This is a genomic window from Rhizobium sophoriradicis (genome assembly GCF_025200795.1).
Taxonomy (GTDB): domain Bacteria; phylum Pseudomonadota; class Alphaproteobacteria; order Rhizobiales; family Rhizobiaceae; genus Rhizobium; species Rhizobium sophoriradicis.
On sequence record NZ_CP104152.1, the window covers coordinates 2,035,511 to 2,051,136 of the forward strand.

A 15,626-nucleotide genomic window follows, 5' to 3' on the forward strand; every position below is an offset into this window, starting at 1 on the left:
TCTTATCCTTGTTTCGAGCGCGCAATAGCCTCGCCCGCCGCAAACGGCAAGACGTCGGCCTGCGGATAGAGCCTTTCCAGCGCCGAACCAATCATTTCGAGCCCCAGCCTGGCGCCCTCGCGCGACAGCGGCAGATGTCGTCCTGTCGTCCGCGACGCCTTGCGCTTGATCAGGAAACAGCTCGAGCCGCGCGGAGCGGCATCGTCGATCAGGGCAAGGTCCGCCGCGATCAGCCTGTTCAGATTGTCGTCGGAGGCCGGCGCTTCATAACTCTTCGCCAGGATACGCGCCCAGTAGGTGCAGGACAGGAAGATCGCCAGCGTCTGGCGGATCTGGCCGGGCCGCGTCACCACCGACCAGGAAGAGCCGAGTGGCCGCGCCGCCACCGTTACATCACGGTAGCAGGCATCGATTTTCTGCGACAGTGCCATCAGCTCGAAACCGCTCTTGCCCTCACCGAGGGCGCCAAGCAGATCGCGCAGCGCCTGGAACCAGCGGGCAAGCGCAGAATCGAGCGCGCCACGTGTGCGTGTGGGAAAGACGATGAAAGCGACCGCCGTTCCGGCCGCCGCTCCGATCATGGTCTCCCCGATCCGCAGCTTCAGCAGATCGAGCGTCAGCACGCCCGTCATGCCGTAAACCAGGCAGAGCACGATTGAGATGAAGAAGGTCATGGTCGCATAGGAAACCTGCAGAAAATAGAAGGCGAGGAAGATACAGACGGCGGCAACCGGAATGGCGATATCAGGCTCGCCTGAAATCAGCGTCGCCAGCACAAGACCGATAGCGATCCCGAACACGGTCCCCAGCGAGCGCGACAGCGCCCTCATCGCGGTGTCGCCGCGCGAATTGGTGTTGGTGAAGACGAGGAAGGAGGCCAGCACCGCCCAGAACCATCGTTCGCGCGACAAGAGCAGCCCGAAGCTCATGGCGATCGCCGACGCGATGGTGATTTGCAGCGCTGCGCGCAGCAGCGGATTGGCAAGGGAAAAGTCGATTGCCTGGGATTGCACCATATCCTTGCTGTCATCGATCTCGGAGAAACCGGAGGCCCGCCCCTCGCCGATCGCCTGCGTCAACTGCTGCCGCGCCTTGCCGAGCCAGAGAAGCGCCCGCACGGTTTCGCCCTGCGGCTGATCCCCAACGGCGTCGACCATCCCCTCAAATCGTGCAAGTTCCGCCATATCCGCCTCGATGACGGCGTGGACGAGCGGGAAAGGCGGCGGGCTCTGGAAGCTCAGCACGATCGCGCTCTCGGCGGCAAGATGGGCGTCGAAAAGGCGGATCACCAGTTCGGCGGCGGGATCGGCGGCGCCATCGAAAACGCCGGCCGGCGGGCGCGGAATGAAGGTCTCCGCCATCAGCACCACTTCCTTCAGCCGGTCTTCAAGCTGGCGCAGCTCCTGCCGGTCGGTTTCGCCGATCTCGGCGCCGTTGATAACCGCGAGCTTGAAGAGGATCTGGTTGATCCGGCCCCTGACGCTTTCGAGCGAGCGCAGCAGGTCGCGCCGCCAATCGTCGGGCAGCAGCACCGCCCTTACCAGATGGCCGACAAGTACCGCGACGACGGGGCCGATCGCCACCGCCGGCAGTTCGCCAATCGGCGGCCGGAAATAAGCGCCCATGAAATAAGAGGTGAAGGCGAACATGCCAATGGCAAAACCGCGTGGCCCGAACACCCGTCCGGCCGATGCCAGCGCGATCACCGCGAGGAAGATGAGATCGGAGAGCAAGCGGTGATCCTCGAGCCCCGCCGCAATGCCAACGACGGCAAGGCTTGCCGCACAGCCGAAGAGCCGCGTTATCAACTGGCGGGAATTGCCCTTGTCGCGCACCGCCACGCCGCCTTCGATCGATGCCGAGGCCGAAGGCCGCAGTCGGCAGTGGCAGGATTGCCATGTGGATGGCTAGAAGGACCAAAAAGGAGAAAACGATCGTCAGCGTCACCCGCAGCGCCATGCGCAAGCGCGAAAGCGCCGGATCATTGGCAAGCAGCCAGTCGCGAGCCTGAAAGCCGGAAAACAAATGCAGGAACCCCTCGTGCCGCGGAAGGATCGACACATAATGCCATGCCTGACGAAAGAAAACCGCCCGACATCGAGTCGACGCACGCGAATATGACCGCCTATTGGCCCTTGGCAATCAGCGTCATCGTCGCCTTCAGGGAATTGCGGCCCTGAGTTTCCTTATTCTCGGTGACGATATCGTCGATCACCGGCTGACCGGCCTCCTCGACCACCTCGAAGCGAACGGTCGTATAATCCTTGGCATCGGGCGCGTCCGAACAGGCGGATTTCCTGAAGCGCACCGTGACCTCGGTCGTTCCGTTGACCGGGGGAGCCGCCTCCATCGTAAGATCCTCCAGCGGGCATGCATCCTGGCCGTTGACGATGACGTCATAGTCGAACGGCGATATGCCGTCGTCGTCGACGGCGGGAAATTGCGCGGCCGCCTGGTATCTGGCGACGAAGTCTTTGCTGTAGAGATGGTCGAGCCGGCTCGCAGCGAAAATGTCGGTCCAGTCGCTGTTGTTATCGGCCCAGTTGCTCTTGGTCGCGTCCATGATCTCCTGCACGGGAGCGGTAGCATCGGCAGCATGGGCAGCACCCGAAAAGCCGATAAGACTTGCGATAACAATGGCGATTGTCTTCATGGTCGAATGTTCCGGGGCGGGCAAATCAAGGCGGACACAGAGCATGATGCCGAAAAGTGTGAGCGGTTTTCGGACAATATCATGCTCTAACTCTTTAATTGAACAGGATTCAGATTTTAGGCCGATCCGCCTAAAATCATCCTGTTCTAGCCAGATTTCAGCGCTTGGCAATGGCGGCAAAAACGCATTGCGAGAACCGTTGCAGCTTTGCGTTCCCGGTTCACAATGCTATAGCGCTCCTCATCACGTCACCCACCCGGGACGCTTGTCCCCCTTCAAGCTCGAACGAGGCAGATACATGAACAAGATCAAGGTCGCCAATCCCGTCGCCGATCTCGACGGCGATGAAATGACACGCATCATCTGGCAGCTCATCAAGGATAAGCTGATCCATCCGTATCTCGACCTCGACATCGACTATTTCGACCTCTCCGTCGAAAACCGCGACGCCACCAACGACCAGGTCACCGTCGACGCCGCCAACGCCATCAAGAAATACGGCGTCGGCATCAAGTGCGCGACGATCACGCCGGATGAAGCCCGCGTCAAGGAATTCAACCTCAAGGAAATGTGGAAGAGCCCGAACGGCACGATCCGCAACATCCTCGGCGGCGTCATCTTCCGCGAGCCGATCATTTGCCGCAACGTTCCGCGCCTGGTTCCCGGCTGGACCCAGCCGATCGTCGTCGGCCGCCATGCCTTCGGCGACCAGTACCGCGCCACCGATTTCAAATTCCCTGGTAAGGGCAAGCTGACCATCAAGTTCGTCGGCGAAGACGGCACGGTCATCGAGAAGGAAGTCTTCAACGCGCCGGGCGCCGGCGTTGCCATGGCCATGTACAACCTCGACGAATCGATCCGCGAATTCGCCCGCGCCTCGATGATGTACGGCCTGATGCGCAAGTGGCCGGTTTATCTGTCGACCAAGAACACCATCCTCAAGGCCTATGACGGCCGCTTCAAGGACATCTTCGAAGAAGTCTACGAGACCGAATTTAAGGATCAGTTCAAGGAAGCCGGCATCACCTACGAACACCGCCTGATCGACGACATGGTTGCTTCGGCGCTCAAGTGGTCGGGCGGCTACGTCTGGGCGTGCAAGAACTATGACGGCGACGTCCAGTCCGACACCGTTGCCCAGGGCTTCGGCTCGCTCGGCCTGATGACCTCGGTTCTGCTGACGCCCGATGGCAAGACGGTCGAAGCCGAAGCCGCCCACGGCACGGTGACCCGCCACTACCGCCAGCACCAGAAGGGCCAGGAAACCTCGACGAACTCGATCGCCTCGATCTTCGCCTGGACCCGCGGCCTCGCTCACCGCGCCAAGCTCGACGACAATGCCGAGCTTGCGAAGTTCGCCTCGACGCTGGAAAAGGTCTGCGTCGACACCGTCGAATCCGGCTTCATGACAAAGGACCTGGCGCTGCTCATCGGCCCCGATCAGCCGTGGCTCTCGACCACTGCCTTCCTCGACAAGATCGACCAGAATCTGCAGACGGCGATGGCGTAAGCCAGCCCTTTCGGGATAGCATTGAAACGGCGGGGATTTCCCCGCCGTTTTCATTTTGGGAGAACCGCAGATGACCGCGACCGTGCGCCCGCTCGAACCCTCTGACCGCACCGCTTGGGAGCCCCTATGGAAGGCGTATCAGCGCTTCTACGAGGTGGTCATCCCTGCCGAAACCACGGATCTCACCTGGACCCGCTTCCACGATTTGGACGAACCGATGCACGCGCTCGGCGCCTTTGATCAAGACGGCCGCCTCGTCGGCATCGTCCATGCGATCTTTCACCGCTCCTGCTGGCTGCCGCAATGGACCTGCTATCTGCAGGATCTCTATGTCGCCGATACCCAGCGCGGCATCGGCACCGGTGCCGCACTGATCGATGCGGTCGCCGATTTTGCGCGCGCGCACGGCGCAGGCAGGCTCTACTGGATGACGCACGAAACGAATGCCACGGCGCGGCGGCTGTACGACCGGATCGCCGAACGCTCAGGCTTCATCCAGTATCGCAAAGCTCTCTGACGATCGGACTTGCACAAAGACCTTGCCGCGCTATTGATTCCGGGCGACGGCTATGCCTGACAGAACGGCAACAGGAGGAAGATGTCATGGCCGAAGAGTTGGTATTCTATACAAACCCGATGTCACGCGGGCGCATCGCGCGCTGGATGCTGGAGGAAATCGGTCAGCCCTATCGCACCGAACTCCTGACCTTCGGCGAAACTATGAAGGCGCCGGAATATCTTTCCGTCAACCCGATGGGCAAGGTGCCGGCAATCCGCCACGGCAACACAGTGGTCACCGAATGCGCGGCAATCTGCGCCTACCTCGCCGAGACCTTCCCGGAAAAGGGGCTGGCCCCAAGACCGGAGGAGCGCGCCCGCTATTACCGCTGGATGTTCTTTGCCGCCGGTCCGCTGGAATCGGCGGTGACGATGAAGGCGCTCGGTTTCGAAATTCCGACGGAGCGCCTGCGAATGGCCGGCTGCGGCGGTTTTGGCGACGTCATGAACACGCTCGAAATGGCCGTTTCCGGCTCGACCTATATCACCGGCGAGCGCTTCACCGCCGCCGACGTCTATGTCGGCGCTCATATCGGCTGGGGCCTCGGCTTCGGCTCCATCGAGAAACGTCAGGCCTTCGTCGATTACTTCGGCCGCGTCAGCGAGCGCGAAGCCTATAAGCGCGCCAATGCACTGGACGACGAGGCCGGCAAGACGATGCAGGCGGCCTGAGCGTTCAGGCACGATCGAGCACGCGGCGACTCCGCCGCGTCCTCGCGCGAGGTCAGGCAAGCGGCATGTGGATCTCTGTCAGAAGCTCGGTTGGCGGCACGTCACGTGGGTTGTTGAGATATTCCTCGAACATGACGCTGTCCTTCAACTGCCGTCCCGATTTGGGTAGCCATTCCGCATAAAGCCACTGATAGGCCTTATGCATGTCGGCATAGGGGCCCTTGTGACGCAATACCGCATAGGTGCCGCCGTCGACCCTGCGCCGCTCGAACGGCGCTTCGGCCGGAACGTCGGCTGAGCTGGTCACACAGGCGATCGAGCGCAGCTGTTCGGCCGGCACGATATCGGGATCGTCGAGATAGACACCGATCATCCGCATGTCGGGCCTGGCGAGGCCGCGGGCGTAAAGCGTGCCGAACAATGTCTCGAAGGCTTTGCCGATCTGCATATAAGAGCCGGTATGGGCGACGCCGATCAGCTCGGTCGGCGCGATCTCACGTATGGTAACGTCGAACATGGTTTGGGTCTTTCCGTTAGGTGAGGGTTCAAAGGCTGTGTGGCTTCCCTCTTTCCGATAGCGGGCCGGCGGCATGCCGTAGACCGACTTGAAAATGCGATTGAAGGATTGGAGATTGGGATAGCCTGATCGTTTCGCAATCTCGCTGACGGCAAGCTCCGTGCCGACGATCTCGCCCGCCGCGCGATGCAGCCTCAGCCGCTTGACGGTCGCCGCCAGCGTCTCGCCATAAATCGCCCGGTAGATCCTGTGCCAGTGATAGCTCGACAGGCAGGCGATCCCGGCAAGGCGCTCCATATCCAGCTCCTCGTCGAGGTGATCGTGGATATAGGCAGAAACCCGTCTCAGACGGCTTTCATAAAGTGCCCATGCCGTTTCGCCATTCATGTCAAACCTCGTGCAAATCGATCGGCTGCAGAGAACCATAGCTCGATTTGACAAATCCTGCGGACTTGCACTGGCGGCGAATCCAACGCTACGCGGCAGAAGAAGCGTCGCTATTGCCGACTACGCAGCCTAACCTCCCTCATTCCTGTGCTCGTCACAGGAATCCAGCCACGGCGCGTCCGCGCCGTGAATGAATCAGTATCTAAAGAAAAAACTCCTTCGCCCCCAAGGACTTGGGCGCACTGGATTCCTGTGACATCCCTCGGGCGAAGCCCTGAGGATACAGGAATGAGGGAGGTCTGGGAGAACGCCGAGTAAAGAACGTTCACAGCCAAGCTAAGGCAGGAGCCGAGCTTCCGCCTTAGAATCAACCGTCAGCTCAGCCGGCGAGAGCCAAGGCCACCGCCTCGATCGCCTCGTCGGCCTTCGATCCATCCGGGCCGCCAGCCTGCGCCATGTCGGGACGGCCGCCGCCGCCCTTGCCGCCAAGGGCGGCAGACGCGATGCGCACCAGATCGACGGCGCTGTAACGCTCGACGAGGTCAGGCGTCACGGCGACGACCGCACTTGCCTTACCGTCATCGGACACGCCGACGAGCGCGACGACGCCGGAGCCGATGCTGGTTTTGCCATCATCGGCAAGGCCCTTGAGGTCCTTGGGATCGACGCCCGAAATAGCCTTGCCGAGGAACTTGACCCCGGCGACTTCGCGCACCGCATCGACCGAGCCGCCCTGCCCGCCGCCCATGGCGAGCTTGCGCTTGGCGTCGGCCAGTTCCTTTTCGAGCTTGCGGCGCTCGTCCATCATCGCTTCGACACGCGAAAGCACTTCGCCCGGCTGCACCTTCAGCGAGGCGGCAAGCGCCTTCACGCGCTCGTCCTGTTCGGCCAGGTATTCGCGCGCCGATTCGCCGGTGACGGCCTCGATGCGGCGAACGCCTGCTCCGACCGCACTTTCGCCGAGAACGCGGATCAGCCCAATCTGACCGGTGGCAGAAACATGCGTGCCGCCGCAAAGTTCGATCGAATAGGGCTTGCCAGCCTTAGCGCCGCGCACACCCTCACCCATCCCGACGACGCGGACTTCGTCGCCGTATTTCTCACCGAACAGCGCCATGGCGCCTTCGGCGATCGCATCGTCGACGCTCATCAACCGCGTGGTAACAGGCGAATTCTGCAGCACGATTTCATTTGCCATATCCTCGACGATCTTCAGCTCTTCGGCCGACATCGGCTTGGGATGCGAGACGTCGAAGCGCAGGCGCTCGGGCGCGACCAGCGAGCCCTTCTGAGCGACATGGGTGCCAAGCACTTCGCGGAGCGCCTCATGCAGCAGGTGCGTTGCCGAGTGGTTGGCGCGCAGCCGCGATCGGCGGGCGTGATCGACCGTCAGCACGACCGCATCGCCGTCCTTGACGACGCCGTCTATGACAGTGCCCTGATGCACGAACAGGCCTTCACCCCTCTTCTGCGTATCTGAAATCTCGATCTTGCCGTGGTCGGACGAGATCACGCCGGTATCGCCCATCTGGCCGCCGGATTCGCCGTAGAACGGCGTCTGGCTGACGACGATCTGCACCTTGTCGCCGGCCTTGGCCTCCGCAGCAACGGCGCCGTCCTTGACGATCGCCTGCACCACGGCTTCTGCGGTTTCGGTGTCGTAGCCCAGGAATTCGGTCGCACCGTGTTTTTCCTTAAGCTCGAACCAGATGGTTTCCGTCGCCTTTTCGCCGGAGCCGGCCCAGTGCGAGCGGGCTTCGGCCTTCTGGCGCTGCATGGCATCGGTAAAGCCGGAAATATCAACGCCAATCTCGCGGGCGCGCAGGGCGTCCTGCGTCAGGTCGAGCGGGAAGCCGTAGGTGTCGTAGAGCTTGAAGGCGGTCTCGCCATCCAGCATATCGCCCTTGCCGAGATCCGTGGTGGCATCCGACAGCAGCGACAGGCCACGCTCCAGCGTCTTGCGGAAACGGCCTTCTTCGAGCTTCAGCGTCTCCGAGATCAGCGCCTCGGCGCGTAGGAGTTCCGGATAGGCGCGACCCATCTCCTGCACCAGCGTCGGCAGCAGCTTGTACATCAGCGGCTCCTTGGCGCCGAGAAGCTGGGCGTGCCGCATGGCGCGGCGCATGATACGGCGCAGCACATAGCCGCGGCCTTCGTTCGACGGCAGCACGCCATCGGCGATCAGGAAAGCCGAGGAGCGCAGGTGGTCGGCGATGACGCGGTGGCTGGCGCTGCCCTCCGCCTTGGCGCCCATCGTCTCTTCGATGGTGCCGATCAGCGTGCGGAACAAGTCGGTGTCGAAGACGCTCTGGACGCCTTGCAGAATGCAGGCCATGCGCTCCAGACCCATGCCGGTATCGATCGACGGACGCGGCAGCGGGTTGCGAACGCCGGGCTCGGTCTGCTCGAACTGCATGAAGACGAGGTTCCAGAACTCCAGGAACCGGTCGCCATCTTCCTCCGGCGAACCGGGAGGGCCGCCCCAGACGTTCTCGCCCTGGTCGATGAAGATTTCAGAGCATGGGCCGCAGGGGCCGGTATCGCCCATCTGCCAGAAATTGTCGGAGGTCGGGATGCGGATGATCTTGTCGTCGGAAAAACCGGCGATCTTCTTCCACAGCGCCGCGGCCTCCTCGTCTTCGGAATAGACGGTCACCAGCAGGCGATGCTTCGGCAGGCCGAAGCCTTCGGTCACAAGCTTCCAGGCAAGTTCGATCGCATTCTCCTTGAAATAGTCGCCAAAGGAGAAGTTGCCGAGCATTTCGAAGAAGGTCAGGTGGCGCGCGGTATAGCCGACATTGTCGAGGTCGTTATGCTTGCCGCCGGCGCGCACGCATTTCTGCGAGGTCGTCGCCGTCGAATAAGGACGCCTCTCCAGGCCGGTGAAGACGTTCTTGAACTGCACCATGCCGGCATTGGTGAACATCAGCGTCGGGTCGTTGCGCGGCACGAGCGGGCTCGACGGAACGATCTCGTGGCCGTTCTTCTTGAAATAGTCGAGGAAGGTCGACCGGATATCGTTCACGCCGCTCATTCTATGCCCTTCAATGCTGCCGGAGGCAGATAATACAAATCCATCGGCTTTTAACGTTCGCCCCCGCCACTGTCCAGCCGACAAACGAAACCGGCCGCATTCTCATCAGGAATGCGGCCGGCTGAGATATCCGACAAAATCAGGCGCGAAGCTTACATTTCCCCGGCAGAATCGCCGTCATCCGCATCCGGTCCGCCGTTCTGCAGGAAGCGGTCGGCGATCAGACCGGCATTCTGGCGCAGCGCCAGCTCGATCTCGCGGGCGAGATCCGGGTTGTCGCGCAGGAAGGTCTTGGCGTTTTCGCGGCCCTGGCCGAGACGCTGGCTGTTATAGGAGAACCAGGCGCCCGACTTTTCCACGATCCCGGCCTTGACGCCAAGATCGACAAGTTCGCCGGTCTTCGATACGCCTTCGCCATACATGATGTCGAATTCGACCTGCTTGAAGGGAGGCGCCATTTTGTTCTTGACGACCTTGACGCGGGTCTGGTTGCCGATCACCTCTTCGCGCTCCTTGACCGAGCCGATGCGGCGGATGTCGAGGCGCACGGAGGCATAGAATTTCAGCGCATTGCCGCCCGTCGTCGTTTCCGGCGAACCGAACATGACGCCGATCTTCATGCGGATCTGGTTGATGAAGATCACCATGGTATTCGACTTGGAGATCGAGGCGGTAAGCTTGCGCAGCGCCTGGCTCATCAGGCGCGCCTGCAGGCCTGGAAGGCTGTCGCCCATTTCGCCTTCGATTTCGGCGCGCGGCGTCAGTGCGGCGACCGAGTCGACGACCAGAACGTCGACGGCGCCGGAGCGCACCAGCGTATCGGTGATCTCAAGCGCCTGCTCGCCGGTATCGGGCTGCGAAATCAGAAGGTTTTGGAGATCGACGCCCAGCTTGCGGGCATAGACGGGATCGAGCGCATGTTCGGCGTCGACAAAGGCGCAGATGCCACCCTTCTTCTGCGCTTCCGCAATGGTCTGCAGCGCAAGCGTTGTCTTGCCCGAGCTTTCCGGCCCGTAGATTTCGATGATGCGGCCCTTCGGCAGGCCGCCGACGCCAAGCGCGATATCGAGCCCAAGCGAACCCGTCGAAATCGTCTCGATTTCGATGACGTTCTCGTTGGAACCGAGTTTCATGATCGAGCCCTTGCCGAACGACCGCTCTATCTGTGAGAGTGCCGCTTCAAGCGCCTTGCTTTTGTCCACCGATTTGTCCTCTACCAGCCGCAATGAATTCTGAGACATCTGATCCACCTTTAGGTTATTGAAGCCGCCCAAGCAATGTCGAGTTTGTACCCTATTTGTTCCATACTCGCAATAGGCGATCAAACGATTGAAAGAAAAAGGTAAAACAGCTCGTGTTCTATATTTGTTTTATCGATGCAAAGCAACGGCTTAGGCCAGATGCGGCGGCTTGGTCGCGTCAGGCGGCACCGTCTCGATTCGCGCTTGCGGGCGTCGGAAGGCGGTTGAAATGAAGAAAAAGATTCTTGTTCTCGGCGGCGCCCATATCGACCGGCGCGGCCGCATTTCCGGGGAAACGGCACCGGGCGCCAGCAATCCCGGCACCTGGTTCGAGGAGCCGGGCGGCGGCGGCTTCAATGCGGCGCGCAACCTTGCAAGGCTCGGTTTTCAGGTGACGATGATTTCGCCCCGCGGCGGCGACCCCATCGGCGAGATGGTCGGCGAAGCCGCCGATTTCGCCGGCATCGACGACCGGCCCTTCGTTTTCCTCGACCGCAAGACACCGAGCTACACCGCGATCATCGAGAGGGACGGCAACCTGGTGATCGCCCTTGCCGACATGGATCTCTACCGCTTCTTCGTGCCGCGGCGTCTATCCATCCGCTGGGTGCGCGAAGCCTTCGCCGCGCATGATCTCATCCTTTTCGATGCCAATCTGCCGGAAGAGACGATCGCGGCAATCGTCGCCAAGGCACGGTCGCTGGCCAAGCCCGTCGCGGCGATCGCCATTTCGCCGGCTAAGGTCGCCAGGCTGAAATCCTGCATCGCGGATATCGACTACCTGTTCCTGAACGAGGCCGAAGCCGCTGCCCTTGCCGGTGAACGGCCGGACGACGCCGGCGGCTGGCCGCCGCTTCTAAAAGAAATCGGCATCCGCAGCGCCGTCGTCACCCGCGGCCAGCGCGAGCTGGTCGCTTTTTGCGACGGCCGCGCCGTGACGTTGCAGCCGCCGATCGCCGAGACCCTCGCCGATGTCACCGGCGCCGGCGATTCCCTTGCCGCCGGCACCCTCGCCGCCCTGATGCATGGACTGCCGCTCGATGAAGCCGTCCGCCACGGCACCGCGGCAGCAGCGCTGACTGTACAGTCGCCGCATGCGGTCAACGAAAATCTGACGCCGGATCTGCTGAATGAGGCGCTTGCCCTTGTTCCCGAGATCAGAATTCTGCATTGAAGCGGCCAAATGAAATAGTCGAGCATGATGTCATCGGAATACCGCCGACACATTCGGCATGATGCTCTATCGACGACAGGACAAGATCATGACCCAGCCCATCTCCCCTCTTCTGCCGATCGCCTATTCGAAGGAGGTCGCCAGCGCCAAGCAGCGCGGCGCGCCGCTGGTGGCGCTGGAATCGACCATCATCACCCACGGCATGCCCTATCCCGGCAATATCGAGATGGCCCGCAGCGTCGAGGCGATCATTCGCGAACAGGGTGCGGTGCCGGCAACGATTGCCGTCATTCACGGCACGCTGCATATCGGCCTTGAAGCCGGCGAACTGGAGCAGCTCGCCAAAGCGACCGACGTGATGAAGGTGTCGCGCGCCGATCTCGCCTTTGCGATCGCCGAGCGCCGCACCGGCGCCACCACGGTCGCGGCGACGATGATCGCGGCCGCCCGCGCCGGCATCCGCGTCTTTGCCACAGGCGGCATCGGCGGCGTGCACCGCGGCGCCGAGGAAAGCTTCGATATCTCGGCCGATCTCGAAGAACTGGCCCGTACCGGCGTCATCGTCGTCTGCGCCGGCGCCAAGGCAATTCTCGACATTCCGAAAACGCTGGAAGTGCTGGAAACCCGCGGCGTGCCCGTCGTCACCTATGAGAGCGAAGAATTCCCCGCCTTCTGGTCGCGTTCCTCGGGACTTCGCAGCCCGCTGTCTCTGAACAGCCCGGCGGCAATCGCCAATTTCCAGGCAACGCGCGAGCAGCTCGGCATCGACGGCGGCATGCTGATCGCCAACCCGGTGCCCGAGGCCGACGAGATCCCGCGCGAAGAGATGGAAATCTATATCGAGCGCGCGCTGGACAGCGCCGAGCGCGACGAAGTGACCGGCAAGGCGGTGACACCCTATCTGCTCTCGACGATCTTCGATCTGACGGACGGCCAGAGTCTCAAGACGAATATTGCGCTTGTTGAGAACAATGCGCGGCTGGCGGCAGAGATTGCCGTGGCGCTTGGGTAGTAAGGGTTGACGGGGCGGGTTGTTCGTTCCCGCCCAGCCTTTGCCGGACTGCCGTGGATCACCCCCTCTGCCCAGCCAATCTCCCCCACAGGTGGGGAGATTGGCTGGGAGCGCCGGCCTCACGAATAATGAACATTGCAAACTGCACAACGTTAGCGACGTGCAAAGGTCCAGCCGAGTGTCAATCTCCCCCTTGTGGGGGAGATGCCCGGCAGGGCAAAGGGGGTACCACACCCCACGCCCTCTCCGAGCCTTTCAGCGCCTAGCTATCCAGCGTCTCTTTCACCACCACAGCAAGCTGTTTCAGCGAAAACGGCTTCGGCAGGAACCCGAATTTCGCATCCGGCGGCAGGTTGCGGGCAAAGGCGTCCTCGGCATAGCCGGAGACGAAGATGAATTTCAGGTCGGGATAGTTCTTGCGCAACTCGCGCAGCAGCGTCGGGCCGTCCATTTCAGGCATGACGACGTCGGAAACGACGATGTCGACTTTGCCCTCGAGCTCTTCCATGATGCTCAGCGCCTCGACGCCGGAGCCCGCCTCATGCACGGTGTAGCCGCGCGTTTCCAGCATCCGCTTGCCGCCACGGCGCACGGCCTCCTCGTCTTCGACGAGCAGGACGACGGCGGAGCCGGTCAGGTCCTCGGGCTGCTGCGCAGCAGGCGCCTCGGGGGGCGTGCCGATTGCGGCAATGGCACTGTCGATCGCGCCGGCTTCGGCGGCAACTGCCGGCTCGGGGATATGGCGCGGCAAGAAGACACGGAAGGTCGTGCCTTTGCCGACTTCGGATTCCGGCTGGATGTAACCGCCCGACTGCTTGACGATGCCATAGACCATGGCAAGACCAAGCCCGGTGCCTTTGCCGACGTCCTTGGTGGTGAAGAAGGGTTCGAAGATCTTGTCCATGATCTCAGGCGCGATGCCGGTGCCGGTATCGGTGACCTCGACCAGCACCATGTCCTCGGCGGGCATGTAGGAATAGTTGAAGGCGGAGACCTCGTCAGCCGTCAGATTGCGGGTGCGCAGCGTCAGCGTGCCGCCTTCCGGCATCGCATCGCGCGCATTGACGCAGAGATTGATCAGCACCTGCTCGAACTGCGACAGGTCGGTTTTGACGGGCCAGAGATCGCGGCCATATTGCACGTCGAGCTTGACGTTGGTGCCGGAGAGCAGCCGGTCGACCAGCATGCGCAGGTCGCCGACCACATCCGTCAGGTTCAGCACCGATGGCCGCATCGTCTGCTTGCGCGAGAAGGCAAGCAACTGGCGGACCAGCACGGCGGCGCGGTTGGCGTTGCGTTTGATCTCCATCAGGTCGGCGAAGCTCGCATCGGAAGGACGGGCCTGCAGCAGCAGATGGTCGGACGACAGCAGGATCGCCGTCAGCACATTGTTGAAGTCGTGCGCGATGCCGCCGGCAAGCGTTCCGACAGCGTTCATCTTCTGCGTCTGCGCCATCTGAGCTTCCAGCGCCTTCTGCTCGGTCACCTCGACAGCATAGACGATCGCCGCCTCCTCCGGCGCCTCGTCGCTCTGGTCGATGACCGCATTGACATAGAAGCGGAAATAGCGGGCCTCGTCGGTCGGTGTGCGGGTGTCGAGCGGCGCGATGTCGCCCTGCCGGTCCTTGGCCGCCGCCAGCGCCGCGGCCAGCTGTGGCCGGTCGCTCTCCTGCACGATGGTTTCGAGTGAGGGTGATTTCTCGAGATCGTCGCGGGACACGACACCGGAAAACAGTTTCAGGAACGGCGCATTGGTGCGTAGAATGCGCCCTTCGCCATCAACCGAGGCAATCGCCATCGGCGTATTGTTGAAGAAGCGCGTGAAGCGCATGGCGGCGGCCGAAGCGGACTGGCCGCTCTCGCTGCTCTTTTCGCGCGCCAGCACGATCGTCCGGCTTTCGCCGGGCGCGCCGTCGCGCATCGAGGTGACGCTGTGGATGATCTGCACCGGCAGGCTCTGGCCGTTGGTCTTGCGCAGATCGAGATCCAGCGTAACCGTCTTTTTCAAGCCGGGTTCGGCCTGCACCGACTGGATCAGCGCCAGCCCCTCGCCCGCCACCAGGTCGCCGATCGACATCGAGCCCGGCAGGAACTTGGTCAGGTCGAGGCCCAGCCACTCGGCAAGCGTTGCATTGAGGTAGAAGATTTCGCCCTTCCGGCCGGCGGAGAAAAAGCCGGCGGGTGCGTGATCGAGATAGTCGATCGCGTTCTGCAGCTCCTTGAAGAATCGCTCCTGATCGTCGCGTTCGGCGGTGATGTCGGTGATCTGCCAGATCTGCAGCGGCTTGGCGCCATTATCCTCCTGCTGCAGCAGCCGCGCCTTCAGCCGGTACCAATGCGCGCCCGAGCTGCTGGAGCCGGGGCCGACGGCGCGCAGCAGACGGAATTCCTCGCGGCCCTCCTTGCCCTCGCGCAGACCGTTGACCAGCCGGTAGAGCGCCTCGTTGGACTCACGATGGCGCGACAGCAGCGTTTCGAGCGTCTGCACTTCGGTCGCCTTGCGCGCCCCGGTCAGCGCGCCGTAGGCAGCGTTGGCATAGATGATCCGGCCCTTGTCGTCGGTGATCAGGGTGCCGTCCGGATGGCTGTTGAGGAAGGCGCGCGCCAGGCTGTCGGACTGGTGCTGCGGCATCACCTCGATGAAGCCGATGACCGAGGAGACCAGGAAGAAGATGCCAACCATGGCGAGCACGCCGAGGCCGCCGAGCACCATCTCGTTGTCGAGTGATCTTTTGAAGACGACGAAGGCACCGGCTGCCGCGATCAGCACGAGCGCCAACAGGAGGATGCGCAAAACCGTGCCAGAACGCCCCCCACGATCCACAAGCGGTGCGTTATAGTCGTCGGCCTGACGCGGTTTCGTCATGT

At 62.3% G+C, this 15,626-nt stretch carries 10 protein-coding genes and 1 pseudogene; 5 read left to right on the top strand and 6 right to left on the bottom strand.

Features of this window, described 5'->3' with window-relative positions; translation table 11 throughout:
* Positions 1–2: 2 nt before the first annotated feature.
* Positions 3–2,031 (bottom strand): annotated as a pseudogene (locus N2597_RS10265) (FUSC family protein).
* A 94-nt stretch (positions 2,032–2,125) separates the two neighbouring features.
* A complete protein-coding gene (locus tag N2597_RS10270; protein WP_183597654.1) occupies positions 2,126–2,653 on the bottom strand; it encodes a hypothetical protein in 528 nt (175 codons plus the stop codon).
* A 298-nt stretch (positions 2,654–2,951) separates the two neighbouring features.
* Between N2597_RS10270 and N2597_RS10275 the strand changes: the two genes are divergently transcribed.
* The 3 genes from N2597_RS10275 to N2597_RS10285 all read left to right on the top strand — a co-directional run bounded on the left by N2597_RS10275 (position 2,952) and on the right by N2597_RS10285 (position 5,393).
* Positions 2,952–4,163, top strand: a complete 1,212-nt coding sequence (locus N2597_RS10275; protein ID WP_038689249.1) for an NADP-dependent isocitrate dehydrogenase — start codon at positions 2,952–2,954, stop codon at positions 4,161–4,163.
* Between the two features lie 70 nt (positions 4,164–4,233).
* Positions 4,234–4,680 (top strand): GNAT family N-acetyltransferase, encoded by a 447-nt coding sequence (locus tag N2597_RS10280; RefSeq protein WP_183597651.1) that lies wholly within the window; start codon positions 4,234–4,236, stop codon positions 4,678–4,680.
* Positions 4,681–4,766: 86 nt separating this feature from the next.
* Positions 4,767–5,393: a glutathione S-transferase family protein gene (locus N2597_RS10285; protein WP_183597649.1), complete on the top strand. Its 627-nt coding sequence runs from the start codon at positions 4,767–4,769 to the stop codon at positions 5,391–5,393.
* Between the two features lie 52 nt (positions 5,394–5,445).
* Here N2597_RS10285 and N2597_RS10290 read toward each other — a convergent pair whose 3' ends face one another.
* From N2597_RS10290 to recA, 3 genes are all read right to left on the bottom strand, one after another.
* Entirely contained in the window at positions 5,446–6,297 is an 852-nt protein-coding gene (locus tag N2597_RS10290; RefSeq protein ID WP_096761794.1) for an AraC family transcriptional regulator, read from the bottom strand.
* Positions 6,298–6,676: 379 nt separating this feature from the next.
* Complete coding sequence (gene alaS, locus N2597_RS10295) at positions 6,677–9,331, bottom strand: alanine--tRNA ligase (RefSeq protein ID WP_096761795.1); 2,655 nt, start codon at positions 9,329–9,331, stop codon at positions 6,677–6,679.
* 152 nt (positions 9,332–9,483) lie between these two features.
* Entirely contained in the window at positions 9,484–10,572 is a 1,089-nt protein-coding gene (gene recA / locus N2597_RS10300; protein WP_096761969.1) for a recombinase RecA, read from the bottom strand.
* A 229-nt stretch (positions 10,573–10,801) separates the two neighbouring features.
* Between recA and N2597_RS10305 the strand changes: the two genes are divergently transcribed.
* Together N2597_RS10305 and N2597_RS10310 are read left to right on the top strand one after the other, a co-directional pair.
* Positions 10,802–11,746, top strand: a complete 945-nt coding sequence (locus N2597_RS10305; protein ID WP_096761796.1) for a carbohydrate kinase family protein — start codon at positions 10,802–10,804, stop codon at positions 11,744–11,746.
* An 88-nt stretch (positions 11,747–11,834) separates the two neighbouring features.
* Positions 11,835–12,758, top strand: a complete 924-nt coding sequence (locus N2597_RS10310; protein ID WP_096761970.1) for a pseudouridine-5'-phosphate glycosidase — start codon at positions 11,835–11,837, stop codon at positions 12,756–12,758.
* Between the two features lie 262 nt (positions 12,759–13,020).
* On the opposite strand, the gene cckA is transcribed toward N2597_RS10310, so the two are convergent.
* Positions 13,021–15,624: a cell cycle histidine kinase CckA gene (gene cckA, locus N2597_RS10315; protein WP_183597647.1), complete on the bottom strand. Its 2,604-nt coding sequence runs from the start codon at positions 15,622–15,624 to the stop codon at positions 13,021–13,023.
* Between the last annotated feature and the right edge of the window lie 2 nt (positions 15,625–15,626).

Bases quoted from the DNA above. Each gene is read 5' to 3' on its own strand.
- N2597_RS10290 (WP_096761794.1), bottom strand. From the start codon at position 6,297: ATGAATGGCGAAACGGCATGGGCACTTTATGAAAGCCGTCTGAGACGG.
- N2597_RS10270 (WP_183597654.1), bottom strand. From the start codon at position 2,653: ATGAAGACAATCGCCATTGTTATCGCAAGTCTTATCGGCTTTTCGGGT.
- N2597_RS10280 (WP_183597651.1), top strand. From the start codon at position 4,234: ATGACCGCGACCGTGCGCCCGCTCGAACCCTCTGACCGCACCGCTTGG.
- recA (WP_096761969.1), bottom strand. From the start codon at position 10,572: ATGTCTCAGAATTCATTGCGGCTGGTAGAGGACAAATCGGTGGACAAA.
- N2597_RS10285 (WP_183597649.1), top strand. From the start codon at position 4,767: ATGGCCGAAGAGTTGGTATTCTATACAAACCCGATGTCACGCGGGCGC.
- N2597_RS10305 (WP_096761796.1), top strand. From the start codon at position 10,802: ATGAAGAAAAAGATTCTTGTTCTCGGCGGCGCCCATATCGACCGGCGC.
- alaS (WP_096761795.1), bottom strand. From the start codon at position 9,331: ATGAGCGGCGTGAACGATATCCGGTCGACCTTCCTCGACTATTTCAAG.
- N2597_RS10275 (WP_038689249.1), top strand. From the start codon at position 2,952: ATGAACAAGATCAAGGTCGCCAATCCCGTCGCCGATCTCGACGGCGAT.
- cckA (WP_183597647.1), bottom strand. From the start codon at position 15,624: ATGACGAAACCGCGTCAGGCCGACGACTATAACGCACCGCTTGTGGAT.
- N2597_RS10310 (WP_096761970.1), top strand. From the start codon at position 11,835: ATGACCCAGCCCATCTCCCCTCTTCTGCCGATCGCCTATTCGAAGGAG.